Source organism: Streptomyces durocortorensis, from assembly GCF_016901035.1.
GTDB lineage: Bacteria > Actinomycetota > Actinomycetes > Streptomycetales > Streptomycetaceae > Streptomyces > Streptomyces durocortorensis.
In genome coordinates this window covers 7,054-33,370 of the sequence record NZ_JAFEUF010000061.1, presented here as the reverse complement: position 1 = coordinate 33,370, position 26,317 = coordinate 7,054, and the positions used below count along the sequence as shown (strand labels likewise).

Here is a 26,317-nt window from a genome sequence, read left to right as displayed (position 1 = left end):
ACCTCGGGCGGCAACGCCGCCTCCACCATCTGGATCGTCTCGCGCGAGGCCGCGCGCAGATCCATCAGGCCCCTCTGGAGGGCCAGGTAGAGCTCACGACTTTCCCACGCCAGATTCTCCCTGGCCTGCAGGGGCATTTCGCCCAGCAGGATCCAGAGCATCGTCCGGACGTCCGGCGGAAAGTCGATCTCCTCCACTTAGTGCCGGCCACCCTGGGAGGAGTCGCCCGGCGTGTCCAGGCTGGACATCTGCCGGTCGATCTCGTCACGCGCGTAGTTCGACACACCCTCGATGTGCTGGCCGTTGGCCCAGACCGCCTGGCCCAGCTCCGTGAACGCGCTGCTGAGGGCCCTGACCAGGTCCAGGCAGGACTGGTTGTTCGCGTCGTACTTGGGCAGCACTTCGAGGGCGAAGTCGTCGCTGTAACCGGCCCAGCCACGGTAGTTCTGGATGTCGGAGATGAAGTTGTCGCCGATCTTCGCCGCCTGCGCGGGCAGTTGCTCCATCATCTCGCTGGCCCGGCGCAGTTCGCCGGGGTTCGCGGTGAACTTCCCTACCGCCATGGTGCCTCCCTCTCTCCGGTGGTCCGTACGGTCAGTCTTCGTGGATCTCGTCGTGCAGGCGGGCCGACGACCGTCGCCCGCCGCCGTGCCCGTCGTCCAGGGCCGAGCCGAAGGCCCGGTCCCAATCGATGTCGATGCCTCTGATGCCCGTGGCCCGGCCGGTGGTCCGGGTCAGCGGCTCGAAGACGTCCATCACCTTGCGGGCCATCTCCGAACGGCCCTCCTGCACCGCCTCCATGATCGAGGCGGCCAACTGGGGGCCCGTCATGGACCGGTGCCGGTTGTCCGGGAACTTCAGCCCCGTCAGCTCGCCCTGGGGGCCCACCGTCACCTCCACCGCGCGGTCCCGCGACCGGGCCGTCGTGGAGGACTGGCCGAGTTCGCCCTCGGCACGCGCCACGGCCTCCTGCACGGCCGTGAGTTCGGCCATGGCCTCGGCCAGCTTCTTCTCCATCGAGTCGCTCAACAGTCGCCCTTTCACCTGCGCGTACACCATTCTGTCGTACGCGTGTGCGTGCTATGAACTTTCTCCGTGCCGGGGCGGGTTCCGAGGCGGCCGAAGCCGTCTCCCACCGCCCCGCACGGGCTCCGGCCGTGACCGGGGCACCGCTCCTAGCGTCCGATCACCGCCGGTGCGCCGCCTTCGTCGGTGCCCCAGACGTCGTCGTCCTCCGGCACCCAGGAGTCACGGGTCCGCTCGCCGCTCTGGGTCGCGGTCTGGCCGGGTGCGCCGCCTCCGCCAGGGGCGCCGCCGGCCATCGGCGGGAGGAAGGGCGAACTGCCCGCGGTGGGGCCGCCGGCCGCCACCCGCACCTCGTCGTCGGCATAGCGACCGCCCGAGCCGGGTACGGCGGCGCCGGGTCGCGCACGGCGGTTCCGGGAGACCGATCCGTCGATGACGTTGCGGACGCGCTCACCGGAGTCGTTCTGGCCTCCGCCGCCGCCCATGCCGCCGCCCATACCGCCGCCCATGCCGCCGCCCATCGGGGCTCCGCCCGCCGGTGCGCCGTTACCGCCCTCGCCCCCGCCGTAGCTGCTCGGGCCGGGGAAGGGCCCGCTGTTCAGGAACGGGCGGTTGTGGCTCGGTGCGTCCGAGCCGCCGGACGCCCCGTTGCTCGCCAGGGGCGACTCGTAGGGCTGGTCGTCGAACAGCTCCTCCTCGTAGGAGATCGGGTCGTACGAGGGGGGCGTGTGGCCGGAGAGGCCGTCGCCGAAGGAACCTGGGTTGTTGAGGGAGCCGTTGTTGAGCTGGCCGGAGTCGAAACTCACCGGGCCGGACTCGTCCAGGTAGCCGGAGACGGTCGAGCCGTCGGGCCGGGTGACGGTGGTGGTGCCGGTGTCCGGGTTGATCGTCTGGGTGGAGCCGTCCGGGAACTCCGTGACCACGTTGCCACTGGGGTCCAGGTGCGTGACGCTGCCGCCGGGGTTGGACAGCAGGTCACCGGTGTTGAGCGGACCGGAGATGACGGAGCCGTCGGGCCGGGTGATGGTCGAGGAGTGGGTGTCCGGGTCGATCGTGACCTTGGAACCGTCGGGGTACTCGGTGATCACGCGGCCGTCCGCGTCGAGCCGCGACTCACCACCGCCGGGGAGTTCGAGCGGGCCGTCGTTGACCGGGCCGGTGATGGGGGTGGACGACAGGTCGGGGATATCTCCGTTGCCGAAGAGGTCGCGCCGGGAGCTGTCGAGCCTGGACTCCGCTTCCTTCTGCCGGGCCTCCTGCTCGGACCGGACTTCCTCCTGCTTGGCCTCGGCCTCCTTCTGCCGGGCCTCCTGCTCGGCGCGGACCTCGTCCTGCTTGGCCTCCTGCTCCTCGCGGAGCCGGTCCTGCTTGGCTTCCTGCTCCTCGCGGATGCGGTCCTGCTTCTGCTCGGCCTCGGCCTGCCTCTGCTCCGCTTCCTTCCGCATGGCTTCCTGCTCGGCCTTCGCCTCGGCCTCCTTGGCCTCCTGCTTGGCCTCCTGCTCCGCCTGCTTCTGCTCCGCCTTCGCCTCGGCCTCGGCCTGCTTCTGCTCCTGCTCGGCCTGCTGCTGCTCCTGGCGCTCTTCCTGCTCGGTGCGGATGCGGTCCTGCTTCTGCTCGGCCTCGGCCTGCTTCTGCTCCGCTTCCTTCTCCTTGGCCTCCTGCTCGGCCTTGGCCTCCGCCTCCTTGGCCTCCTGCTTGGCCTCCTGCTCCGCCTGCTTCTGCTCGGCCTCCTTCTCCTTGGCCTCCTGCTCGGCCTTGGCCTCGGCCTCCTTGGCCTCCTGCTCGGCCTTGGCCTGGGCCTCCTTGGCCTCCTGCTCCTTCTTCGCCTCCTCCTGCTGGGTCCTCGCCTGGTTCATCTGCATCATCTGCATGTTCTCCGCACGAGCCTGGGCCTCGGCCTGCTTGGCCTCCTGCTCCTTGCGGATCTGCTCCTGCTTGGCCTCCTGCTCGGCCCGGAGCTGTTCCTGCTTGGCCTCCTGTTCGGCCTGCTTCTGCTCGGCCTCCTTCTCCTTGGCCTCCTGCTCGGCCTTGGCCTCCGCCTCCTTCGCCTCCTGCTTGGCCTCCTGCTCCGCCTGCTTCTGCTCGGCCTCCTTCTCCTTCGCCTCCTGCTCGGCCTTGGCCTCCGCCTCCTTGGCGGCCGCCTTCGCCTCGGCCTCCGCCTCCTTGGCCTCGGCTTCCGCCTTGGCTTCCTTCTCCTTGCGCTCGGCTTCCGCCTTGGCTTCCTTCTCCTTGCGCTCAGCCTCCGCCTTGGCCTCGGCCTCCTTACGCTCGGCCTCTTCCTTCTCCTTCTTCCGCTCCGCCTCGGCCTTGGCGGCCTGGTCCTTCTGCCACTGGATGAACTCTTCCTGTTTCCGGGCGGCCTCCTCGGCTTCCGCCTTGGCCGCGGCCGCGTCCGCCTCCGCCTTCTCCTCGGCGAGCTCGGACTTCTCCTCCTTGTACTCGGACTCCAGCGTGTCGCTCGTCCCCCGGGACTTGACCGACCCGAAGTCCAGCTGGCTGTTGCTCCAGCTGTCGCGCACCTTCGTCATGGCGTCGACGGCCGCCGTGTCGAGGTTCTCCTCGACGGTCTGCTTCCACATGAGGAGGGCTTTGTTGCCGACCTTCACCCAGGTGTCGAGCTCCTTGAGCTCACCGAAGTCCTCGGCGTCGACGTTCAGCGCCATGTCGCCCGTGCCGGTGATCTTCTCGATCGCCGCCCGGTTGCTGAAGTGATCTTCCGAGATGTAGTTCGTCGTGGTGGTGTAGCCGCCGCCGTACGACCCGTGGGTCTCGATCTCGTAGGTGATCTTCGTGATGTTGTGGTCCCAGACGTACTCCATGATCGCGGAGAGCAGGGTGTGCAGCACCACGAGCGGGTTGCCGTACTTGTACTGCCAACTCGACCAGGCGCTGTGAAGATCCCAGACCGCATTCCGGAAGTCCTTCTTGGCCTGCCGGATCTCGTCGCCCTGCTTCGACCCGCCCTTGTCGTCGTCGCCGCTGCCGGCCGGCCTCATGTCGTCGGCGTAGTCCGAGTACTGCTTGTTGATCTTGTTGATGAGGTCCCAGAAGACACCGGCGGCCTTGCCCCGCCACGCCTTGTCCTTCTCCGTCCCGAGCCGGCTCTGCCACTCCTCGACGATCTGTTGCTGGGACGAGAAGAACCCTGCGACGCGGTCGAACGCCGCGGCCACGGTCTCGAAGTTGTCGAGGGTCACCGAGTCCGGGTCGTCCACGGGCTTGCCGTTGAAGCTGAACCCGTACGTACCCTGCGAGTCGTTGTTGAGCAGTTCCTGCAGGGCGAGCCCGGTACCGTAGGCGTAGCGCGCGGTGGGCGTGGTGTCCCAGGTCGGCTTGCCGTCCATCCCCAGGTGACCGTCCATGGAGCTGGAGAACTGCCCGCCCTCCTGCCACCCCTGACTCGGTATCCGCCCGTCCCCCTTGCTGCCGAGCAGGGTGATGCGCGCCCGGTACATGGACACGTCGGAGCCCGCCCCGCCCTTGGCGTGGTAGAAGGGGATGACGAAGTCGGTGTTCTTGATGTCGGAACCGGCGTTCTCGTACAGCCAGTTCATGTCCTCGGTGTCGACGTAGTCGACATAGCCCACGTCGGAGATCTCCACCTTCATCAGGGGGATGCCCTCGTTGCCGACGAGCGAGTCGAACAGGTCGTTCCGGTTCGGCGCCTTGAAACCCGTGAAGAAGCCGACCGCCTCGGCCCACTTGTCGTTGGTACCGCCGCCGAGGTCTTCGACGACCTTGCTGGAATCGAGCGCCATGCCGGAATGCCTTTTCGTCGGAAGGAGACAGAGGGGACGGGAGGGCGGGGGTACGGTCCGCCGGACCGCAGGCGTGCGGAGGAGCGCCGGCCGGGGCTACCGTCCGACCGCGACGAAGGTCAGTCGTCCTCGTCGTTGTCCGAGCCGCCACCGGCGGATTCGGAGAGCACCTCGTCCACGCCCTCGAAGAAGTCGATCATGTCCTTGCCGTCGATCTTCTCCAGGTTGCCGTCCTGGGTCTTGAAGAGCTCCTCGATGGTGTCCTCCAGGTCCTCCTCGATCTGCTCGAAGAGTTCGACCTGGAGCTTGAGGATGTCGTCGAGCTGATCGACCAGCCCGTTCAGGCACTTGACCAGGTAGCCGCCGTTGGTACGGCCGTTCTCGTCGCCCGCCATCGTCCCGATGGCGATCGGCTTCTTCTGGCCGTCGTGGAATCCCGCCGCGGTCGCGGACCCGTCCTCACCGCCCTGCAGCGTGGGGATCCCGGGCACGGTCGTCCCGTCGGTCGTCGTGCCGTCCTCGCGCATCTTCTTGATCTCCGCGAGGAACGGGACAAGGTCGTTGTCGAGGAAGCTCTGCAGCCACGCCTTGTTGAGATTGAGTGCGGGTGCTTCCGCCATGTCGCACTTCTCCAGTCTTCCGGGATGTCCAGGAACTCACAGGGCCGGTGCCTGTCCGCCGGCAGCCCACGGGGGCCTCGGCGGACGGTGCAACCGCCCCGACTGCACCGGGGGGCCGTGCGCGCGAAGAAGCCACGCGAACGGCCGCCCGAGAAGGACCAGGGGCGTGCCGCCCCCGGGTCAGCTGCCGATGCGCACGCTCTCCCAGAGGGACTTCAGGGAGTTCTCGCTGTACTTGTAGCTGCCCGAGACGTCGGTCAGCAGCGCCGAGTGCTCGGCGAGGATGCGCTTCATCTCCTCGACCGCGTTGTTCCAGGAGGCCTGCTTCTCGGCGTACACCGCCTTGTCCTCACCTTCCCAGCTGCGCTGGAGCTCCTGGAGTTCGGCTTCCAGGTTGGTGAGGATGCTGTCGATCGCCTTGGTCTGCTGGACCATGTCGTCGGCGGCGTTCTCCATGTGGCCGTAGTCGACATAGATCTGGCCGTCGGTGAAGTCAAGCGGAGGGGTCATGGTCTTCCTCGTCTCGCGGCAGGTGCGTCAGGGTCAGTGATGTGGGGGGCCGGTCGCCCGTCAGGGTCCCGGTCACCGGAGGAGTGGTCAGCGGCCCGCGGTGGAGCCGGCGAGCGCGTTGAAGATCTCCTCGGAGCGGTTGAACGCCTGCTGGATCGAGTCGTTCGAGTTGTTCTGCTGGATGCCCTGCGCGCGCATGGTCTCCTCCAGCGTCGTGATCATGTCGCGGAGGTTGCTGGAGATGATCTCCGCCTGCTGGTCCCAGCGGTCGAGCAGCTTCTGGAACGCGCCACCGTCGCTGCCGGCGTAGCCGGAGGCGAGGTTGTGCTTCATGTTCTCCACGTCCTGACGGCTCTTCTGCACACCGGTGAAGGCCATCTCCAGTGCGGTGACACCGTTCTGGGTGGATGAAGCCAGTGACTGCTGTGCGCCCGTACCTGCCATGTTGCTGCGCCTCCTGATGTGTCGCACCGCCGGATTCCGGTTCCCGCGCGGCGCGTGCCTGGCCGGACACGGTCGGAAGACCGGCGTCCGAATGGTCTGGACGAACGGAGCCTAAAGAAGGGCGCGTTGAGGATTCAATGGCTTGCGTCATCTTCTCGGCCCCGACCCCGCTTTTGGGGTGATTCGCGAAGGAGATTTGATGGGGATCTGAGGTTCACCCCTTGCGGAATCACTTTCCGAATGGATCTGTTTCCCCGCGCCCGAACGGGCAATGCCCGCCGTGGGTAACGGTATTGGCAGATCCCTTCGAGGAAGAGGACGGTGGATCGCCTCCTCCGGTTGTCACGACGCACGCCTTTATCAGACGCGTCACGAGAAATTCACCTCCCTCGGTACAACCATCCGTCGGTCCCTCAGGTCCGCGCGCAGCGCGGGGTCGTGTTCGTGTTCCGGCCCAGGGCCGCGGCCTCCTTGGTGAGGTCCGGCCCGGTCGGCAGCATGGCCAGCAGCGGCGCCGGCAGCCCTCGGGCCTGGCCCTCGCTGTAGCCGAGGGCGGCGAGGCCGTCGGCGGTGCCGACCCGGTACTTCATCCCGGTGTCGGTCACGAGGTAGACGGTGGTGCCGACCGTGCTCCCGCTCGCCCCGAGCGCCCGCACCAGGGATCCGCCGCCCGGCCGCACGCTGATCGTGCCCACCGGCATGCAGGCCGGGGTGAGGCCCTCGGGCGGCGCCTGCGCGGCGGGCCCCAGGGAGCCCGTTCCGGTCAGCGCCACGCTGATGCGCGGTCCGCGCTCACTCGGCTGGACCCGGATGCATACAGTGCGGTCCTCGCCGAGGGCCACCACCTCCGGCGGCTCCGAGGGCAGGTTCGCCTCGTCCGCGCCACCCTGGGCGCCGGGGGCCAGTCGGCCGCTCAGCGCGTCCGCGCCCAGCGTCACGACCTTGGCCGCGCCTCCCCCGTACACCTTCTCGCGGGTCTCCGGGTCGCCGAGCACCAGCGCGGCCCCGGTCGCCGTGAGCGGGGTCAGGCCCTCCTGGCGCAGCAGGTAGTAGCGGTCGGCGGAGCCCGGGACGGTGACCCGGAAGACCTGGCCGATCCGGGACTCCCCGCCGCCGAGCGCGGGGCCCTTCCTGCCCTTGCCCGGTACGTTCGGCGGGCGCAGGTCGGGTCCCGAGGGCAGGGCGTTCAGGAAGGCGGCGGAGACGGGCAGCCGGGAGACGGAGGCGTAGCCGAGGGCCTCACGGGCGCGGGTTTCCTCGTCGATCAGCAGCTTGCTGCCGCGCCAGACCAGGTAGTCGGCCTTGTCCGGCCCCGTGACGAGCATGGCCTGGTCGGTGGGCAGGCCGGTGGCGTCCGCCGGCAGGCCCACCGCGACGGTGGTGCCGGTCCTTCCGGTTCCGCTGCCCGAACAGACCTGCCAGGGGCCCGTGTCCAGGTCGGCGCTCCCGGGCAGGGCGTCCGGGGCGCCGCTGATGCCGATGGGCGCCCCGTGCGGCGTACCGTTCAGGGACTTCGAGCCGACCGCCACCGCCTTCATGTCGGCGCCCGCGAGCAGCCGCGCCGACGCGTAGTTGCGCACCGGGCGCAGCCTCCCGTCCAGATACAGGTAGCGGGATCCGGTGTCCTTGTTGACGACGAGGGTTCCGGCGGCCCGCCAGGAGTCCTTGGTACCGGGCTTGAGGAGGCCGAGGACGAAGGAGCCTGCCGAGAGCAGGACGGCGATCACGATGCCGATCACCACGCCCCGGTTGGTGCGCCCCTGCGGGCTCTCCGGGGCGTCGGGGTCGGCGCGGAGCATGCCGGAGGTCAGCCGGCCCATGACGAACATGTGGGCCTGGACCTGGTCGCGTTTCGACTGCACGGCAGCGGTTCTCCCTTCCGGTCAGCCGTTGATGGCCCGCAGGGCGCCGTACACACCGAGCACCCACAGGGCGAGCGGGAGCACGGCGATCGCGAGGGCCGAGTGGAGCACTTCGCCAGCGCGGCCCCAGTACGGGACGAGCCGGCGGCCGGGCACGGTCCAGGCGGCGATGGCGACCGCCGCGGCAGCCGCGAGCAGCCCCGCGGCCGTGACCAGACGGCTCCCCGGGGACGCGGCGGGGGCGGCGACCAGCACCAGCAGGAGCAGCCCGAAGACTCCCGGGACCACCAGGGACATGCGCTGCCAGATGTTGCCGAGGCCTCGGGCGTGCAGGACGAGCAGCAGGCACAGCGCCACCGTCATGATGATCTCGGCCAGCTCGCGCTCCCGGGCCAGGACGGCCACGCACGCGGCGCCGACCAGGCCCACCGCTCCGTAGAGCGACGTCATCCAGCCGTCGGCGAGGATGGCGCGGGCCGAGACCGCGGATGCGGCGTGCGGCTCGATGCCCTCCTGCAACTGCTGGGCGTTGGTCGGCAGCGGGGGCATCCGCATCCCGGACATCCGGAAGGCGAGCGAGGGGACGAACGCCCCCAGGATCACCGCGAGGACGGCGAGGATCCCGGCGGCGTGCACCGGCGCCAGGTCCGTGGTGAGGAGCAGGACGGCGGCGATCGCGGCGAACAGCGAGACGACGGCGACGCTCAGGAAGAGGGCGGCGAAGGCGGCCACGACGGCGAGCGCGAGGACCGCCCCGCCGGCCATCGCCGCACTGGCCGCGAGCAGCCGGGCCCCCAGGGTCTCGTAGGCGTGCGGCCCGCCGAGTTCCCCGCCGGGCAGCAGCCAGCCGGCCAGCGCCAGGTAGGGCCCGACCATGAAGCCGAGCGCGGCTCCGGCGCCCGCGTCCCCGACCGCCCTGCTCGCCGCGCCCGCACCCGCGAGCAGGAGGAGGCCGGCCGCGGTGGCGAAGACGGACCGGGACAGCGAGGAGCCGCCGGGCCAGGCGATCACCAGAACGCCGCCGGCGAGGATCGCGACAACGATGCCGAGGAGCACCCAGCGGCTCACCTTGGGGGTCCAGCCGAAGGGGTGGTCGCGCATCGTGGTGGCGATGCCGTCGACCAGGTCGTCGAGGTGCACCTCGGGCAGGGCCTCGGCGCGCGGCCGGAGGTAGAGGGTGTCGCCGTCCCGCAGCCCGTAGGAGTCGAGGGTGAGTTCCTCGTCCAGGGGCTCGCCGCCGAGCCGCTGGAGGACCCAGCCGCCGTGGTCGATACCGGCCTCTTCGAGGTTGTCGCCCGCGTAGCCGAGCACGGCGGGCAGCAGGTCCGCCACGGGGACGTCGGCGGGCACGGCGAGATCGATGCTCTTGGCAGGAGCTCGTACCGTCAGACGGCACAGCTCGGCCACCTGAGTGTCAGTCATCGGGATGGCTCACGCTTCTCCGGTTACGGCTGAGAACGGGCGGGGGAACAGGGGCCGGCGGACCGGTGAACGCCCTGCTTCGGTGGGGGGTTCCAAACCGTTTGATGGCGACGGTTGTTGACGATCGATACGGCGATCGTAATATCAGCGGCCTAGTCTGGACCACGTGGCCCGCGCCACGGAATACGAAACGGCCCTCCGCGTCCGGCGAATTGTGGCGCGGTCGGCCGCATGGGCACGAAGGGCGGTTCGGCATGCGGGGTTTCGGCCGGGGAATAGCTCCGCGTGTGCCCGTCCGGCCGGGAAATCCGTTCCGTGTGTGCCCGTCCGGGCAGGGGAAAGGCTCCACAGGCGCCCGTTCGGCCGGGAAGCGCTTCCGTTTGCGCTCTTCCGGCCGGGCGAACGGCCGCGCGGGGCCTGCCCCGAAGCCGTGATGTAGCAGAACTGTGACACGGCCGTCCGGCCCCCTCCCGCCCACCGCGGAAGCCCCGGGCGGGCTTTCGGCTCCGGCCGGGGCGCGGCGTAGGGTGCGTGCACGGCGAAGGCCTGTCCGCGTCCCGGCCCCCGGTCGACGGCGGGCGGCGTGCCCTGCGACGCCGCTGCGCCCGCTCTCCCCCCATGCCCCTGAAGGAGACGGTTCCTTGAGTGTGACCCTGTTCCGCCGCCCGGCCCGACGCCGTGGCCCGGAGATGCCCGACGGGGAGCTGAATCTCCAGGAGCCTCCGGTCCTCCCCGAGACGGTGCCCGACACCTCCGCCGTGTGGACGTACCTGCCGATGGCGCTGATGTCGGTCTCGATGATGTTCATGTTCATGCGTCCCGGTATGACGCGGGGCTCCGGCGGCTTCATCTACATCGCCCTGGGGCTGATGGTGCTCGGCGCCGCCGCGATGTTCATCGGCCAGTTCATGCGCCGGGCGGCGGAGCGCAAGCAGAAGCTCAAGGGCGAGCGCCGGGACTACCTGCGCTATCTCACCCAGATCCGGCGCAAGGTGCGCGGTGCGGTCGTGGACCAGCAGCTGGCGCTGGCATGGCGGCACCCGGAGCCCGCCGCCCTGTGGTCGCTGACCGGCACCACCCGGCTGTGGGAGCGGCGCCCCCGGGACGAGGACTTCGGCGAGATCCGGATGGCCGTCGGCGAGCAGAAGCTGGGCCTGAAGCTGGCGTCGAACTCGACCAACCCCGTGGAGGACCTGGAGCCGCTCAGCGCCCACGCGCTGCGCAGCTTCATCCGCGCCTACTCGACGGTTCCGGACCAGCCCATCGCGATCTACCTGCGCGCCTGGGCCCGGGTGCTGTTCCAGGGGGACGAGGAGCGGATACGTTCCCTGGTGCGGGCGCTGCTCGGCCAGTTGGCCACCTTCCACTCGCCGGACGACGTGTGGATCACGTTCTGCGTCTCCGACGAGCGGCGCGCGGACTGGGAGTGGACGAAGTGGCTCCCCCACAGCCTCCACCCGCACGACACCGACGGCGCGGGCCCGACCCGGATGACCGTATCCGCCTGGGGTGAGCTGGAGAATCTGCTCGGCGCCGAGTTCATGGAGCGGCCGCAGTTCGACCCGGACGCGGTGCCCGGACGCGAGGAACCGTTCACCGTGATCGTCGTGGACGGCGGGGTCATCCCGGCGGGTCACCGGCTCGACGGTCCCGGCTTCCGCAACACGGTCGTCCTGGACCTCAGCGGCGCACTCTCCTGGCGCCCCGGCCGCATCACGCTGCGCTTCACGGTCGACGAGGACGAACTCGGCCTGGTGCGCACCGACCGCGAGCGCAAGGAGCAGGTCACCCGGCTCGGCCGGCCCGACACCTTCGGGCTCACGGGCGCGGTCTCGCTCGCGCGGCGGCTCGCGCCGTACCGCATGGGCCTGGGCTCGGCGTCGGACTCGTCGGAGCCGCTCTCCGCCAACGTGGAACTGACCACGCTGCTGGGCATACCCGACCTGCACCGCCACGACCCGAACACCCTGTGGCAGCAGCACACCGGCCCCAACCGCCTCAAGGTGCCGATCGCGGTCGGCGCGGACGGCGAGCCGGTCGAGCTGGACATCAAGGAGTCCGCCCAGGGCGGCACCGGACCGCACGGCATGCTGATCGGCGCCACCGGCTCCGGCAAGAGCGAGCTGCTGCGCACCCTGGTCCTCTCGCTCGCCCTGACGAACTCCTCGGAGACTCTCAACTTCGTCCTGGTCGACTTCAAGGGCGGCGCCACCTTCCTGGGTCTTGAGGACCTCCCGCACACCTCCGCCGTCATCACCAACCTGGCGGGCGAGGCGGCGCTGGTCGGTCGTATGCAGGACGCCCTGCACGGCGAGCTGATGCGCCGGCAGGAACTGCTGCGCTCGGCGGGCAACTACACCTCCGCGCTGGACTACGAGAAGGCCCGCGCATCGGGCGTCCCGCTGGAGCCCATGCCGAGCCTGTTCGTCGTCGTCGACGAGTTCAGCGAGCTGCTGGCGGCGCACCGGGAATTCATGGAGCTGTTCGTGATGATCGGCCGTCTCGGCCGGTCCCTCGGAGTGCACCTGCTGCTCGCCTCGCAGCGCCTGGACGAGGGCCGCATGCACCAGTTGGAGAGCCATCTCTCCTACCGGGTCGGTCTGCGGACGTTCTCCGCGATGGAGAGCCGCGGCGTGCTCGGCGTGCCCGACGCCTACCAGTTGCCGTCGGCCCCCGGCAGCGGCTTCCTCAAGTCGGGCGTGGAGGCGCTGACCCGGTTCCGCGCCGCCTACGTCTCCGGCCCCTACCAGCAGCGCCGGGGCAGCGCGAACCAGGCGCGGGTGGCCAGCCAGACCGTGCCGTGGACCAGCAGTTACGTCGTACCGCGCCAGCTCCCCGACACCCCGGAGCCCGAGCCCGAGCAGCACGAGGAGACCGGCGAGACCCTGCTCTCCGTCGCCGTGGACCGGCTGCTGACCGCAGGCCCGCCGGCCCACCAGGTGTGGCTGCCGCCGCTGGACCTCCCCGCCACGCTCGACCAGGTCCTGCCGCCGCTCACCCCGCACCCCGAGTACGGGCTGACGACCGACGCGTCGCATCGCGGGCGGCTCACCATCCCCCTCGGCATCATCGACCGCCCCTTCGACCAGCTGCGCGACCTGCTGACCGTCGATCTCTCGGGCGGCGGCGGACACATCGCCATCGCGGGCGGCCCGCAGAGCGGCAAGAGCACGATGGTCCGGACGATCATCACCGCGCTGGCGCTCACCCACACCCCGCGCGAGGTCCAGTTCTACTGCCTCGACTTCGGCGGCGGCGCGCTCGCCGGGCTGGCCGGGCTGCCGCACGTCAGCGGGGTCGCGGCACGGCTGGACGCCGAGCGGGTGGGCCGTACGATCTCCGAGGTCACGACCCTGCTGGCGGAACGCGAGCGGTTCTTCCTGGACAACGGCATCGACTCGATGGCGACGTTCCGCCGCCGGCTGGCCGCCGGGGAGTTCCCGGAGCACCAGCACGGCGACGTGTTCCTGGTGATCGACGGCTGGTCGACGGTGCGCCAGGACTTCGACCGGTACATCCAGACGTTCGGCGCGATCGCCGCGCGCGGTCTGAACTACGGCATCCACCTGATCGTCACCACCGCCCGCTGGGTGGAGGTGACCTCCGCGATCCGGGACCAGGCCGCGACCCACCTGGAGTTGCGGATGGGTGACCCGATGGACTCCGAGATCGACAACCGGCGCGCCGCGACCGTGCCCCGGCTGCCGGGGCGCGGCCTGACCCGGGACGCCAAGCTGCACTACCTCACGGCGCTGCCGCGCATCGACGGCGTCGAGTCCGCCGACGACCTCTCCGACGGGGTGGCCGGTCTGGTGGCGGCGGTCAGCGAGAGCTGGCAGGGCCCGCCCGCGCCGCAGGTACGGATGCTGCCGACCCGGCTCAAGCTGTCGGAACTCCCGGCCCCGAAGGGCGACTTCAAGATGCCCATCGGCCTGGAGGAGGAGCGCCTGTCGACCGTGTGGCACGACTTCTCCGAGACCCCCCACATGATCGTGGTCGGGGACACGGAGAGCGGCAAGACCAACATGCTGCGGATGACGGCGAAGGCCATCATGGACCGGTACACCCCGGCCGAGGCGCGGATCATGGTCGTGGACTACCGCCGCGCCCTGGTGGAGGCCATCCCCGACGAGTACCGGCTCGGCCACGCGGTGGCGATGGACGCCCTCAAAGAGCTGATCGGCGGCGCGGCGCGGGCGGTCGCGGCGCGCGTACCGGGTCCGGAGATCGCCCCGGCCCGGATGCGTACCTGCGACTGGTGGGACGGACCGCGGCTGTTCATCCTCGTGGACGACTACGACATGCTCGGCACCAGTGCGATGAACGCGCCGTTCGACCCGCTGCTGAACCACCTCGCGCTCGGCTACGAGGTCGGCCTGCACCTGGTCGTCGCCCGCTCCGCCGCCGGTGCGGGACGGGGCCTGGGCGAGCCCATGCTGCGGCGCATGCAGGAGGTCAACACCCCGACGCTGCTGCTGTCGTGCCCGCCGTCGGAGGGCTTCATCCTGGGCAGCGTCAAGGGCCGCAACCTGCCGCCGGGCCGGGGCACGCGGGTGACGCGCCGCAAGCAGATCCAGGTGCAGACGGCGGTGCTGGAGGACGAGGAGTCCTGAGCGGCGGGCCGCACGGTTCTCCCCGGTCCGAAGGCGGGACGGGGAGACCGGGGCCCGGCCTCACCCGGCCCTCAGCGGCGTCTCGGGGGGTGCCGGAACCGCTCCGCCCACGCGGCACGGTCCCAGCACCCCCGAGCGCCGTCAGCTCCCCGCAGGACGCCAGTTGCGGGCCCGCCCGCGCGGGATCACCACCGCGCCCGCTGCGACCAGCAGCACCACGCCGCCGCCCACGCCCGCCGCGATCAGCGCGCGGGTACGGGGCTCCGCCGCGGGCGGCGGCGGGACCTCGGCCCGCTCGGTCCGGGGCACCGCCCCCTTCTCGTCCGTCAGGACGGCCGTCAGGGCCGCGTAGGGGTCCAGGCGCGGCGGGCTCGCCGGGTAGGCCGCCTCGGTCAGGCGGCGTTCCGTGTCGGCTGCCGACAGCTCCGGGTGGCGCGCTCGTACCTGCGCCGCCGCCCCCGCCACGTGCGCGGCGGCGAACGAGGCCCCGTAGCCGATGAAGTGGCCCGAGCCCTCGGGGCCGATGCTCACCACGGCGTCCCCGGGCGCGGCCAGGTCCGCCCCGCCCACCACGGGCGCGTTGGCGGGGCGCTGCCCGTCCGGGCCGTAGTCCGTGACACCGATCGCCCCCGGGGCGGCGGCGGGCCAGTACCAGGCGGCGGGCTTCGCGTCCCTCGGCAGCGCGTCCGGAGCGAGGGGGGCGACGACCAGGGCGTCCTTCTCGCTCGCGTACGCGACGGCCTTGGTCAGCTCCGCCTTGCCGGCGGCCAGGGCGGCGGCGACGTAGATGACGGAGGCGCCCTCGTCGGCCGCCGTGCGGATGCCGGCGGCGACCTGGGCGACCGTGGACCCGCCGCGCTCGTCCGCGCCCCGTACGGCCAGGATGCGGGCCTCGGGGGCCAGTCCGGCCGGCCCCCCGGCGGCGCCCGGGGTCGCCGCGATCAGGCCGGCCGCGAAGGTGCCGTGCCCGACGCAGTCCTTGCCCGCGTCCCCGATCGCGGTGACCCGGCCGGCGCGCGCGGGGGCCGACTCGCCGACGCCCGTGTCCACGACGGCGACGGTCTGCCCGGCGCCCTGGGAGAGCGGCCGCGCGCGGGCCGCCCCGAGCGCACCCATGGTCCAGGGCTCGGACCGGGCCTTCACTTCGGAGGCCTCGACGCAGGTGTCGTCCTCCGCCAGTACGGAACGCACGACGGGGAGTCCCACGGAATCGGCCGCGGCGGGCGTGGTGCCCGCGGCGGCCAGCACGGTCGGGATCACGGTGAGCGACAGGGCGGCGGCGACGGCCGTGGCCCGTGGGCGGCGGCGAAATCCGGCAGGGGGCATGGCGCGCATGATAGGCCGAACGGATGACGTCACGTCGCACGGGATGCGGCACCCGCTTCTCGGTTCCGGCCTGAACTGTCCTGTCCCACCTGGAACATCGCGGTGCCGGTCCCGTAGCCTTCCTCGCGTGCGCACAGCTGCGCGGCCCCGATGCGATCCGGTTTCCTTCCGGGCCGGCGGGAGAAGCAGCCACCTCCTTCCGGTCCCCGGCGGGAGAGGCGGGCAGCGGCACCACAAGGAGGAGGATCGGGCGTGTCACGGCAATTGCTCAGGGTCGGGTCGGACCAACCGGACAGCTTCCGGACGATCGGTGAAGCCCTGGACAAGGCACGCACGGGTGCGGTGATCCGGGTGAGCCCCGGCCGCTACCCGGAGAACCTGACGGTGCGGACGCGGGTCACCATCGTCGCGGACGGGGAGCCGGGCAGCGCCGAGATCTGCCCGCGCCGGGGCACCGCCGTCATCCTGGTCGCCGACGCCGTCATGCTCACCGACCTCACCCTGCGCGGCGGGAGCGAGGACCTGCCGGTGGTCGACGCCCCGCGCGGCCAGGTGGCGATGGACGGATGCACGATCGTCGGCTCCGGCTGGACGGCCGTGCTGGCCCGGGAGTCGGGCTCGGTCGCCATGCGGGACTGCCGGGTCAGCAACCCCAAGGGCGCCGGGATCGTGGACTCCGCCCCCACGGGCAGCGTCATAGCCGGCTGCCGCATATCGAACCTCGGAACCTCCGGCGTGGTCATCGGCGCGGAGGCCCGGACGACGGTCCGGGACTGCCGCATCCTCGACGCGCGGGCCAACGGCGTGCTGACCTCGGACGAGGCGCAGGGCCTGGTGGAGGACTGTGACATCTCCGGCACGGACAAGCCGTCCATCGCCCTGGAGGGCCGCAGCGGCACCCGGGTCCTGCGCACCACCGTGCACGACACCTCCGTCGGCGTCTACATCACCAGCTCCGCCCGCCCGTCCCTGGAGCGCGTCTCCGTCAGCGACACCTCCGGGCCCGGGATCATGCTGGCCGTGAGCGCCGACCCGGAGTTCCTCGACTGCCGGACCTCCCGCACCAAGGGCAGCGGCCTCGTGGTCAGCGAGCGCTCCCGGGGCACCTTCCAGCACTGCGAGTTCGACACCGCGGCCGCCCCGGCCGTCCGGGTGATCGACTCCAGCTCGCCCACCCTGATCGGCTGTGCGGTGCGCGACTGCGCGGACGCGAACGGTGCCGTCCTGCTGGAGGAGGACTCGACCGCCGAGTTCGACGAACTGCTCGTCAGCGACGCGGCCGGGGTCGCCGTCCGCATCCGCACCGGGGCCGACCCGCTGCTGCGCCGCGTCCGGATCACCTCGCCGGGTGGCAACGGTGTCGAGGTGGCGGAGGACGGGCGCGGCCGTCTTGAGCACTGCGAGATCGACCGCGCGGGAGGATCGGCGGTACGGATCGCCTCGGGCGGCAACCCCGACATCCGCGACACGGTCATGAGAGCGGCCGAGGACACCACGATCTCCGTCGGCACCGAGGGGCGGGGGACCGTCCGGGACTGCGCCGTCGAGTTCGCGGCTGCGGGCGGCATCACGGTGGACAACGGCGGTGACCTCTCCGTCCTGCGGGTCCACATCACCGACTCCGGCGCCCACGGCGTCCTCCTCGCCAACGGCTCCCGCGCCACCCTCACCTCCTCGCAGGTCATCGGCAGCGTCGGCGACGGCATCCGGATCGACAGCGCGGAACCGGTCACCGTCGCCGACTGCACCGTCCGCGACAACCGCGGTGCGGGCCTGCGGCAGACCCGGATCAACGAACGCCTCACGATCGAGGGCCTCAACAGCGCCGGCAACGCGGCCCCGGACGCCTGGGGCGACACCCTTCCTCCGGACGTCGCGGGCGGCGGTCCCGACGCCGAGAAAAAGGGGCCCGAGGGCCCGCTGGAGGAGCTGGAGTCCCTCGTCGGCCTCGCCGAGGTCAAGAGCCAGGTGCGCAACCTGGTCAACCTGAACCAGCTCAACCAGCGCCGTGCCCAGCTCGGCATGCCCGTCGCCCAGGTAAGCCGCCACCTGGTCTTCTCCGGCCCGCCCGGCACCGGCAAGACGACGGTCGCCAGGCTGTACGGCGGCATCCTGGCCGATCTCGGCGTCCTCAGGTCGGGGCACCTCGTGGAGGTCTCCCGCGCGGACCTGGTCGCGCAGGTGATCGGCGGCACGGCCATCAAGACCACCGAGGCGTTCAACGAGGCCTTGGGCGGGGTGCTGTTCATCGACGAGGCGTACACCCTGCTCTCCGACAGCAAGGGCTCCGGCGCCGACTTCGGCCGCGAGGCGGTCGACACGCTGCTGAAGCTGATGGAGGACCACCGCGACGACGTCGCCGTGATCGCCGCCGGGTACACCGGCGAGATGGAGAGCTTCCTCTCCTCCAACCCGGGTCTGGCGTCCCGGTTCACCCGGACCATCGACTTCGCCAACTACTCGGTGGACGAGCTGGTGACCATCACCGAGAACATGTGCCTGGGCCACCGCTACGAGCTGGCCGCAGAGACCCGGGAGGCCCTCGCCCGGCACTACGAGCGCATGCCGCGCGACGCCACGTTCGGCAACGGGCGCGCGGCACGCCGGGTGTTCGAGGAGATGGTGGACCGCCAGGCCTCCCGGTTCGCCTCGATGAAGAATCCCGCCGAGAGCGACCTGGCCCTCCTCCTGCCCGAGGACGTCGCACCCGACACGGGCGCACCGGCGGACGACGGCCCGGGCTCCGAGGAGCTCCTCGCCCAGCTGCACTCCATGATCGGCCTCACGGCGGTGAAGAACGAGGTGACCGCGCTGGTCAACCTCCTCACCGCGACAAAGCAGCGCAAGGCCGCCGGACTCCCCACCCCGAAGATCAGCAACCACCTCATCTTCTCCGGGCCGCCCGGTACGGGCAAGACCACCATCGCGCGGCTGTACGCGGACCTGCTGCGCTCCCTCGGAGTGCTGCCCAAGGGCCAGTTGGTCGAGGTGGCGCGCGCCGACCTGGTCGGCCGGTACGTGGGTCACACCGCGCAGTTGACCAAGGACGCCTTCGAACGCGCCATGGGCGGTGTGCTGTTCGTCGACGAGGCGTACACGCTCACGCCGGAGGGCGCGACCTCCGACTTCGGCCGGGAGGCGGTCGACACGCTGCTGAAGCTGATGGAGGACCACCGCGACGAGGTCGTGGTCATCGCCGCCGGGTACACCCGCGAGATGCGCCGCTTCCTGGACTCCAACCCGGGCCTGGCCTCGCGGTTCTCGCGCACCGTGGAGTTCGAGAGCTACTCCACGGACGACCTGTTGCAGATTCTCTCCCAGCAGGCCACCGGCTACGGCTACGACTGCTCCCCGGAGACGACCGCCGCGCTGTACGCCTACGTGGACTCCCTGCCGCGCGACCACGCCTTCGGCAACGCGCGGACGGCCCGCCAGATCCTGGAGGCGATGATGACGCGCCAGGCGGGCCGCCTCGGCGCGATGTCCGCCCCGAGCCTGGACGACCTGCGCCTGCTGCTCCCGGACGATCTGCCCCCGGAGGTGGCGGCGGTGCAGCGATGACTTTCTCCCGGCCGTACGCCGCGGCCGAGGGGGAGGGCGTCGTCCCCCGCGTTCGCCGTGGGGTGCGCTGCTAGATTCGTCCGCCATGCGATCACGAGAGTACGACCTCGAATTCCGGGAGAAGTCCGCCCGCATACGTGACTGGGGGGCCTGCCTGTTGATTCTGGCGGGCCTGCTCTGGGGCTGGTGCGCCGTTCTGCTGCTGACCGACTACGAGGTCGAGCCGCGCTACAGCAGTACGAAGGAGTGCGAGGCGCGGCTGTTCACGGAGGGCGGCACCGCCAACGAGGGTGTGGGGGCCCAGGATTACTGCGCGAACGAGCGCGACTGGCCCGAGGCGCTGGCCGTGCTGGGGCTTTCGATCCCCGTGGCGCTCGTGGGGACCGCGCTGGTCACGGCCGGCAGCGTGAGCCGGCGGATGAGCGGGCACGCCCAGGCGATGCGTGAGCTGGACCGGCTGGCGGAGAGGCGCGCGAAGGAGTCCGAGCAGTCCCAGGGGTGATCGGCGGGCTCCGGCACCCCTCCGGGAATTCGGTCGCGTCCCGCGGGGGTGAGCCGTTAGCTTCCCACCGGACGCCGGGGTTCGCCCGGGGCTCGACGACGAGGGGGCTGCGGATGAGCGGCGAGGGTCCACGGACCGACCGACTGGGCATTCTGCTGGAGCAGTTCGACCAGGCACGGGAGATGGCCGAGGTCCGCCTGCACGGGCTCGGCGACGAGGAGTACCTCTGGGAGCCCGCGCCCGGCAGCTGGTCGATCCGGCGCCGGGAGGAGGCGACGACGCCCCGGGCGTACGGTCCTGGCGCCTGGGTCATCGACAAGGGGGCGCCTGAGATCCCGGCGAACGAGTACGCGGAGGTCTCCCGGCAGGCGGCGGACGGGATGTCCGTCGCGAAGATCGCCGAGGACTGGAGCGTGAGCGTCGAACGGGTCGAGGAGGTCCTCGCGTTCACCGGTGAGCCGGAGCCCGACGTCGTCCCGATCACCACGATCGCGTGGCGGCTCGGGCATCTGCACTCCGACTTCGAGGGCCGCTGGGAGTGGACCTTCGGCGAGCGGCGGCAGGACCCGCACCTCCTGGTCGACTTCACCCCGTCCGCCTCCCTCGCGCTGGAGCGGTTCTGGGCGACGCTCGACCGCCACCGTGCGAGCATCGGCGCGCTCACCGAGGACCAGCTCGACACGGTCGGCCTCTCGCAGTACCCGTACGGCTCCGATCCGGACGACGCGTACATCGGCACGCTGGCCAACGGCAATCTGGAGCTCATCCACCACATGGCCGAGATCGCGCTCCTGCGTGACCTGTGGCGGGCCCGCCGGTAGCGCCAGTCCTCAGCCCGCCAGCTCCCAGACCAGCAGCTCCGCCGGGCCCGCCACCGCGACCGCCGCCAGTCCCTCCGCATCCGTGATCCGGGCGGCGTCGCCGGGGCCCAGCTCCTCGCCGCCCAGGGCGACCCGGCCCCGTACCACGTGGACGTACAGGCGCACCGCGTCCGGCACCGCCGTGCGTTCGTCCTCGGTCAGACGGCGGACGTGGAGCATCGCGCCGGCGCCGGGCAGGGCGTACGGGGTGGAGTCGGCGATGCCGGGGACGAGCGTGTACGAGGGTTCGCCGCCCGGCTCCAGGGGGGCCAGCCACATCTGGAGGAAGGTCAACGGGTCGGTGCCGTCGTTGCGTTCGACGTGGCGGACCCCGGAGGCGGCGCTCAGGTGGGCCACGTCCCCGGCGCGGACGACGGTGGAGTGGCCGGCCGAATCGCGGTGGGTCAGCTCGCCCTCGACGACCCAGGTGACGATCTCCGTATGGCTGTGCGGGTGCTCCTCGAACCCGGCGCCGGGGGCGAGGCGTTCCTCGTTGCAGGCCAGGATCGGGCCGAAGCGGAGGTTGTCCGGGTCGTAGAAGGGGCCGAAGGAGAGGGCGTGCCGGGTGTCGATCCCGGCGGCCTCGTCCCCGCCCCGGTAGCGGTTCTCGGACCGGTGCACGGATATCACCCGGCCACGGTAACCGGGGCCTCCGCGCGGTGTTCCGCTACCCGCCGGTACGGATCCGGTGACGGCAGTCCGGCAGCCTCGCCCGGTATTTCGCTACCCGCCGGTACGGGGCACCGCCGCCCCGCCCCACCGCTCCACCGGCCCGATAAGGCAGTCTTGTCCTCGTGCCCCGACCCGATCCTGAGCAGCCCCCCGCCCACGACGCCCACCTGCACGCCGCGACCCTGAAACGGCTGGAGCAGTCCTCCGGCCGGCTGGCCGCGAACGCGATTGCCCGCATGGACGAATCGCTGCCGTGGTACCGGGCGATGCCGCCGGAGAACCGGTCCTGGATCGGCCTGGTCGCCCAGGCCGGTATCGCCGCGTTCACCGAGTGGTTCCGGCATCCCGAGACCCCGCAGGCGATCTCGACCGATGTGTTCGGCACCGCGCCGCGCGAACTGACGCGGGCCATCACCCTGCGGCAGACCGTGGAGATGGTGCGGACCACGATCGAGGTCATGGAGGCCGCGATCGAGGAGGTGGCCGCCCCCGGCGACGAGTCGCTGCTGCGGGAGGCGCTGCTCGTCTACGCGCGCGAGATCGCCTTCGCCACCGCCCAGGTCTACGCCCAGGCCGCCGAGGCCCGGGGCGCCTGGGACGCCCGGCTCGAGTCGCTCGTGGTGAACGCGGTGCTCTCCGGCGAGGCCGACGAAGGGGCCGTGTCCCGGGCCGCCGCGCTCGGCTGGAACTCCCCCGAGCACGTCTGCGTCATCCTCGGCACCGCGCCCGACGGGGACAGCGAGCTGACCGTGGAGGCGATCCGGCGCGCCGCCCGGCACGCCAAGCTCCAGGTTCTCACCGGGGTGCTCGGCAACCGTCTCGTCGTCATCGCGGGCGGCAGCGACAATCCGCTCCAGGTCGCGAAGGGCCTGATCGGGCCGTACGCGGCCGGGCCGGTCGTCGCCGGACCCGTCGTACCGGACCTGCTGGCCGCGACCCGGTCCGCGCAGGCGGCGGCGGCCGGGCTGAAGGCGTGCTCGGCGTGGCAGGACGCGCCGCGCCCGGTCCTGGCGGACGATCTCCTCCCGGAGCGCGCGATGGCCGGAGACCCGGCCGCGCGGGACCAGTTGGTGGAGGAGATCTACAGACCGCTGGAGGAGGCCGGTTCGGCTCTCCTGGAAACGCTGAGTGTCTATCTGGAGCAGGCGAGCAGTCTCGAAGGCGCCGCCCGGATGCTTTTCGTGCACCCCAACACCGTGCGCTACCGGCTCCGACGTGTGACCGACGTCACCGGATGGTCACCCTCCGATGTGCGTTCCGCGTTCACGCTGCGGATCGCCCTGATCCTGGGGCGCTTGGCCGCAGCGGATCCTCAGTCCTAGACTTTTGTTGGACTTCAACAATTCCCCCGACGGTTCTTCGTCCCTGTCCCCACGGGCGTGCGGAGCCGTCCACAAGAGAGAGTGTGAGGGTGCTCGTACTCGTCGCTCCCGGCCAAGGCGCTCAGACGCCCGGCTTCCTGACTCCCTGGCTCGACCTCCCCGGTGCCGCCGACCGCATCGCGGCCTGGTCCGACGCCATCGGGCTCGACCTTGCCCACTACGGCACGAAGGCCGATGCGGACGAGATCCGCGACACGGCCGTGGCCCAGCCGCTCCTGGTGGCCGCCGGACTCCTCTCGGCGACCGCCCTGGACGCCGCGTCGCCCGACGTCGTCGCGGGCCACAGCGTCGGTGAGATCACCGCCGCCACGCTCGCCGGCGTCATCGAGGACGAGGCCGCGCTGCGCTTCGTCCGTACCCGCGGGCTCGGCATGGCCGAGGCCGCCGCGGTCACCGAGACCGGAATGGCGGCCCTCCTCGGCGGCGACCCCGCCGTCACGGTCCCGCACCTGGAGAAGCTCGGGCTGACCCCGGCCAACGTCAACGGCGGCGGCCAGATCGTCGCCGCCGGCACCGCCGCCCAGCTCGCCGCCCTGGAGGCCGACAAGCCCGAGGGCGTACGCCGGGTCGTCGCGCTGAAGGTGGCCGGCGCGTTCCACACGCACCACATGGCCCCGGCCGTGGAGAAGCTGCGCGCGGCGGTCGGCGACCTCACGGTCTCGGACCCGACCGTGCGCTACGTTTCCAACGCCGACGGCCACACCGTGGCCACCGGCACCGAGGTCGTCGCCCGGCTGGTCGGGCAGGTCGCCAACCCGGTCCGCTGGGACCTGTGCATGGAGACCTTCCAGTCCCTGGGCGTCACCGCACTCGTCGAGCTGAGCCCCGGCGGCACGCTGACCGGGCTCGCGAAGCGCACGCTGCCCGGAGTGCAGACGCTCGCCCTCAAGACCCCCGACGACCTCGACGCGGCCCGCGCGCTCATGTCCGAGCACGCAGGCGTCTAAGGAGCGAGCATGTCGAAGATCAAGCCCAGCAAGGGCGCCCCGTACGCACGGATCCTCGGGGTCGGCGGCTACCGCCCGACCCGGGTCGTGCCGAACGAGGTGATCCTCGAAACGATCGACTCGTCCGACGAGTGGATCCGCTCCCGCTCCGGCATCGTCACCCGCCACTGGGCCTCCGAGGAGGAGACCGTGGCCATGATGTCGATCGAGGCGTCCGGCAAGGCCATCGCCGACGCGGGCATCGACCCCGAGCAGATCGGCGCGGTCGTCGTCTCGACCGTCTCGCACTTCAAGCAGACCCCTGCCGTCGCCACCGAGATCGCCCACAGGATCGGCTCGGGCAAGCCCGCCGCCTTCGACATCTCGGCCGGCTGCGCGGGCTTCGGCTACGGCCTCACCCTCGCCAAGGGCATGGTCGTCGAGGGCTCGGCGGAGTACGTCCTCGTCATCGGCGTGGAGCGGCTCAGCGACCTCACCGACCTCGAGGACCGCGCGACGGCCTTCCTGTTCGGCGACGGCGCGGGCGCGGTCGTCGTCGGTCCCTCGCAGGAGCCGGCCATCGGCCCGACCGTGTGGGGCTCCGAGGGCGACAAGTCCGAGACCATCAAGCAGACGGTGGCCTGGAACGACCTGCACGTCGGCGACGTCTCCAAGCTGCCGCTCGACTCCAAGGGCGAGGTCAAGTTCCCGGCCATCACGCAGGAGGGCCAGGCGGTGTTCCGCTGGGCCGTCTTCGAGATGGCGAAGGTCGCCCAGCAGGCGCTGGACGCGGCCGGGATCGCCCCGGAGGACCTGGACGTCTTCATCCCGCACCAGGCCAACATGCGGATCATCGACTCGATGGTGAAGACCCTGAAACTGCCGGAGCACGTCACGGTCGCCCGTGACATCGAGTCCACCGGCAACACGTCCGCCGCCTCGATCCCGCTCGCGATGGAGCGGCTCCTGGCGACCGGTCAGGCGAAGAGCGGCGACACCGCGCTCGTCATCGGCTTCGGGGCGGGTCTCGTCTACGCCGCGACGGTCGTTACCCTCCCCTAGGCACACCGGACCTTTTGGTCCGTAGCTACGAACACCGAAGAAACCCACCGAAGGAGCGCCAAGATGGCCGCCACGCAGGAAGAGATCGTCACCGGTCTCGCCGAGATCGTCAACGAGATCGCCGGTATCCCGGTCGAGGACGTCCAGCTGGACAAGTCCTTCACCGACGACCTGGACGTCGACTCGCTGTCCATGGTCGAGGTCGTCGTCGCCGCCGAGGAGCGCTTCGACGTCAAGATCCCCGACGAGGACGTCAAGAACCTCAAGACGGTCGGCGACGCCGCCGACTACATCCTGAAGCACCAGGGCTGATCCCAGCCCGGCTGTGTCGCCACCCGGCGGTGGCGCCGCTGATTCACGACCCTCTACACGTGGAGAAGATTTTCCAGTGAACTCGACCAATCGCACCGTGGTCGTCACCGGTATCGGCGCAACCACTCCGCTGGGTGGCGACTCCGCATCGACCTGGGAAGGTCTGATGGCCGGCCGGTCCGGCGTCAAGCCTCTCGAAGGCGAGCGCTTCGCCGAACTGCCCGTCCGGATCGCCGCCCTCGCGGCCGTCGACCCGGGCGACGTCCTTCCCCGCCCGCTCGCCCGCAAGCTGGACCGCTCGGCGCAGTTCGCGCTGATCGCGGCCCGCGAGGCGTGGGCGGACGCGGGCTTCACCGCCAAGGCCGGCGAGGACGAGACCATCGTCCCCGAGCGGCTCGGCTCGGTCATCGCCTCCGGCATCGGCGGCGTGATCACCCTGCTCGACCAGTACGACGTGCTGAAGGAGAAGGGCGTACGCCGCGTCTCCCCGCACACCGTGCCCATGCTCATGCCCAACGGCCCGGCGGCCAACGTCGGCCTGGAGGTCAACGCCCAGGCCGGTGTCCACACCCCGGTCTCGGCCTGCGCGTCCGGCGCGGAGGCCATCGGGTACGCCGTCGAGATGATCCGTACCGGCCGTGCCGACGTCGTCGTCGCCGGTGGCACGGAGGCGGCGATCCACCCGCTGCCGATCGCGGCGTTCGCCAACATGATGGCGATGTCCAAGAACAACGACGAGCCCGAGAAGGCCTCGCGTCCGTACGACACCGGCCGGGACGGGTTCGTCCTCGGCGAGGGTGCGGGCGTCGTCATCCTGGAGTCCGCCGAGCACGCCGCGAAGCGTGGGGCGAAGGTCTACTGCGAGGTGCTGGGCCAGGGTCTGTCGGCCGACGCCCACCACATCGCGCAGCCCGAGCCCACCGGGCGGGGCATCGCCGCCGCGATGCAGAACCTGCTGGACTCCAGCGACCTCAAGCCGTCCGAGGTGGTCCACCTCAACGCGCACGCCACGTCGACGCCGCAGGGTGACCTCGCGGAGATCAAGGCGCTGCGGAAGGTGCTGGGCGACGACCTCGACCATGTCGCGATCTCCGCGACGAAGTCGATGACGGGTCACCTGCTGGGTGGCGCGGGCGGCATCGAGACGGTGGCCACCGTCCTGGCGCTGCACCACCGGATCGCCCCGCCGACCATCAACGTCGATGACCTCGACGAGGCGATCGAGGCGGACATCGTGCGGGGTGAGCCCCGGGTGCTGCCCGAGGGGCCGATCGCGGCGATCAACAACTCGTTCGGGTTCGGTGGGCACAACGTGGTGCTGGCGTTCCGGTCCGTCTGAAGATCTACGCAGTGAAGCCCCCCCCCCCGGGGGGGGGGGGGGGGGGTGTGTTTTGTGGGGGGGGGGGGGGGGGGCGCCCCGCGCCGCCGGCCCGCGCCGCGGGGGCGGCCGGGGCCGGCG

The 26,317-nt window shown here is 71.3% G+C and carries 20 protein-coding genes; 9 read left to right on the top strand and 11 right to left on the bottom strand.

What is annotated here, in order from left to right:
* From JS521_RS14630 to eccD, 9 genes are all read right to left on the bottom strand, one after another.
* Positions 1-197: hypothetical protein (locus JS521_RS14630; RefSeq protein WP_205083411.1), on the bottom strand; the 197-nt coding region annotated here is incomplete at its 3' end.
* A complete protein-coding gene (locus JS521_RS14625; RefSeq protein WP_030801330.1) occupies positions 198-563 on the bottom strand; it encodes a hypothetical protein in 366 nt (121 codons plus the stop codon). It lies immediately after the preceding gene.
* A 31-nt stretch (positions 564-594) separates the two neighbouring features.
* Positions 595-1,029: a YbaB/EbfC family nucleoid-associated protein gene (locus tag JS521_RS14620; protein WP_073777344.1), complete on the bottom strand. Its 435-nt coding sequence runs from the start codon at positions 1,027-1,029 to the stop codon at positions 595-597.
* 146 nt (positions 1,030-1,175) lie between these two features.
* Complete coding sequence (locus tag JS521_RS37205) at positions 1,176-4,784, bottom strand: AAWKG family protein (RefSeq protein WP_205083410.1); 3,609 nt, start codon at positions 4,782-4,784, stop codon at positions 1,176-1,178.
* A gap of 119 nt (positions 4,785-4,903) precedes the next feature.
* Positions 4,904-5,404 (bottom strand): type VII secretion system-associated protein, encoded by a 501-nt coding sequence (locus tag JS521_RS14610; protein ID WP_030801338.1) that lies wholly within the window; start codon positions 5,402-5,404, stop codon positions 4,904-4,906.
* Between the two features lie 180 nt (positions 5,405-5,584).
* Entirely contained in the window at positions 5,585-5,914 is a 330-nt protein-coding gene (locus JS521_RS14605) for a WXG100 family type VII secretion target (protein WP_010064394.1), read from the bottom strand.
* Positions 5,915-6,001: 87 nt separating this feature from the next.
* Positions 6,002-6,358: a hypothetical protein gene (locus JS521_RS14600; protein WP_205083409.1), complete on the bottom strand. Its 357-nt coding sequence runs from the start codon at positions 6,356-6,358 to the stop codon at positions 6,002-6,004.
* A gap of 413 nt (positions 6,359-6,771) precedes the next feature.
* Complete coding sequence (gene eccB, locus JS521_RS14595) at positions 6,772-8,220, bottom strand: type VII secretion protein EccB (RefSeq protein WP_205083408.1); 1,449 nt, start codon at positions 8,218-8,220, stop codon at positions 6,772-6,774.
* 21 nt (positions 8,221-8,241) lie between these two features.
* Positions 8,242-9,642: a type VII secretion integral membrane protein EccD gene (eccD, locus tag JS521_RS14590; protein WP_030801344.1), complete on the bottom strand. Its 1,401-nt coding sequence runs from the start codon at positions 9,640-9,642 to the stop codon at positions 8,242-8,244.
* A 647-nt stretch (positions 9,643-10,289) separates the two neighbouring features.
* Here eccD and eccCa point away from each other — a divergent pair.
* Entirely contained in the window at positions 10,290-14,255 is a 3,966-nt protein-coding gene (gene eccCa, locus JS521_RS14585; protein WP_205083412.1) for a type VII secretion protein EccCa, read from the top strand.
* Positions 14,256-14,396: 141 nt separating this feature from the next.
* Here the strand turns inward: eccCa and JS521_RS14580 are convergent, their stop codons facing one another.
* Entirely contained in the window at positions 14,397-15,581 is a 1,185-nt protein-coding gene (locus JS521_RS14580; protein ID WP_205083407.1) for a S8 family serine peptidase, read from the bottom strand.
* Between the two features lie 252 nt (positions 15,582-15,833).
* Here JS521_RS14580 and JS521_RS14575 point away from each other — a divergent pair, with 252 nt between their 5' ends.
* From JS521_RS14575 to JS521_RS14565, 3 genes are all read left to right on the top strand, one after another.
* Complete coding sequence (locus JS521_RS14575; protein ID WP_205083406.1) at positions 15,834-19,142, top strand: right-handed parallel beta-helix repeat-containing protein; 3,309 nt, start codon at positions 15,834-15,836, stop codon at positions 19,140-19,142.
* A gap of 85 nt (positions 19,143-19,227) precedes the next feature.
* Positions 19,228-19,644: a hypothetical protein gene (locus JS521_RS14570; RefSeq protein ID WP_205083405.1), complete on the top strand. Its 417-nt coding sequence runs from the start codon at positions 19,228-19,230 to the stop codon at positions 19,642-19,644.
* A gap of 113 nt (positions 19,645-19,757) precedes the next feature.
* Positions 19,758-20,465 carry a DinB family protein gene (locus tag JS521_RS14565; RefSeq protein WP_205083404.1) on the top strand — a complete coding sequence of 236 codons (708 nt, stop codon included), beginning with the start codon at positions 19,758-19,760 and terminating at the stop codon, positions 20,463-20,465.
* A 9-nt stretch (positions 20,466-20,474) separates the two neighbouring features.
* On the opposite strand, the gene JS521_RS14560 is transcribed toward JS521_RS14565, so the two are convergent.
* Positions 20,475-21,134 (bottom strand): pirin family protein, encoded by a 660-nt coding sequence (locus JS521_RS14560; protein WP_205083403.1) that lies wholly within the window; start codon positions 21,132-21,134, stop codon positions 20,475-20,477.
* A 164-nt stretch (positions 21,135-21,298) separates the two neighbouring features.
* Here JS521_RS14560 and JS521_RS14555 point away from each other — a divergent pair, with 164 nt between their 5' ends.
* The 5 genes from JS521_RS14555 to fabF all read left to right on the top strand — a co-directional run bounded on the left by JS521_RS14555 (position 21,299) and on the right by fabF (position 26,197).
* On the top strand, positions 21,299-22,498 hold the full coding sequence (locus JS521_RS14555) for a PucR family transcriptional regulator (protein ID WP_010064382.1): 1,200 nt from the start codon (positions 21,299-21,301) through the stop codon (positions 22,496-22,498).
* Positions 22,499-22,587: 89 nt separating this feature from the next.
* Positions 22,588-23,505, top strand: a complete 918-nt coding sequence (locus tag JS521_RS14550) for an ACP S-malonyltransferase (protein ID WP_205083402.1) — start codon at positions 22,588-22,590, stop codon at positions 23,503-23,505.
* Between the two features lie 9 nt (positions 23,506-23,514).
* The gene (locus tag JS521_RS14545; RefSeq protein WP_205083401.1) at positions 23,515-24,546 is read left to right on the top strand and encodes a ketoacyl-ACP synthase III; all 1,032 of its coding nucleotides are present in this window, start codon (positions 23,515-23,517) and stop codon (positions 24,544-24,546) included.
* A 63-nt stretch (positions 24,547-24,609) separates the two neighbouring features.
* Positions 24,610-24,858 (top strand): acyl carrier protein, encoded by a 249-nt coding sequence (locus JS521_RS14540; protein ID WP_014045780.1) that lies wholly within the window; start codon positions 24,610-24,612, stop codon positions 24,856-24,858.
* A gap of 76 nt (positions 24,859-24,934) precedes the next feature.
* Complete coding sequence (gene fabF, locus JS521_RS14535; RefSeq protein WP_205083400.1) at positions 24,935-26,197, top strand: beta-ketoacyl-ACP synthase II; 1,263 nt, start codon at positions 24,935-24,937, stop codon at positions 26,195-26,197.
* The last annotated feature ends 120 nt before the right edge of the window (positions 26,198-26,317 follow it).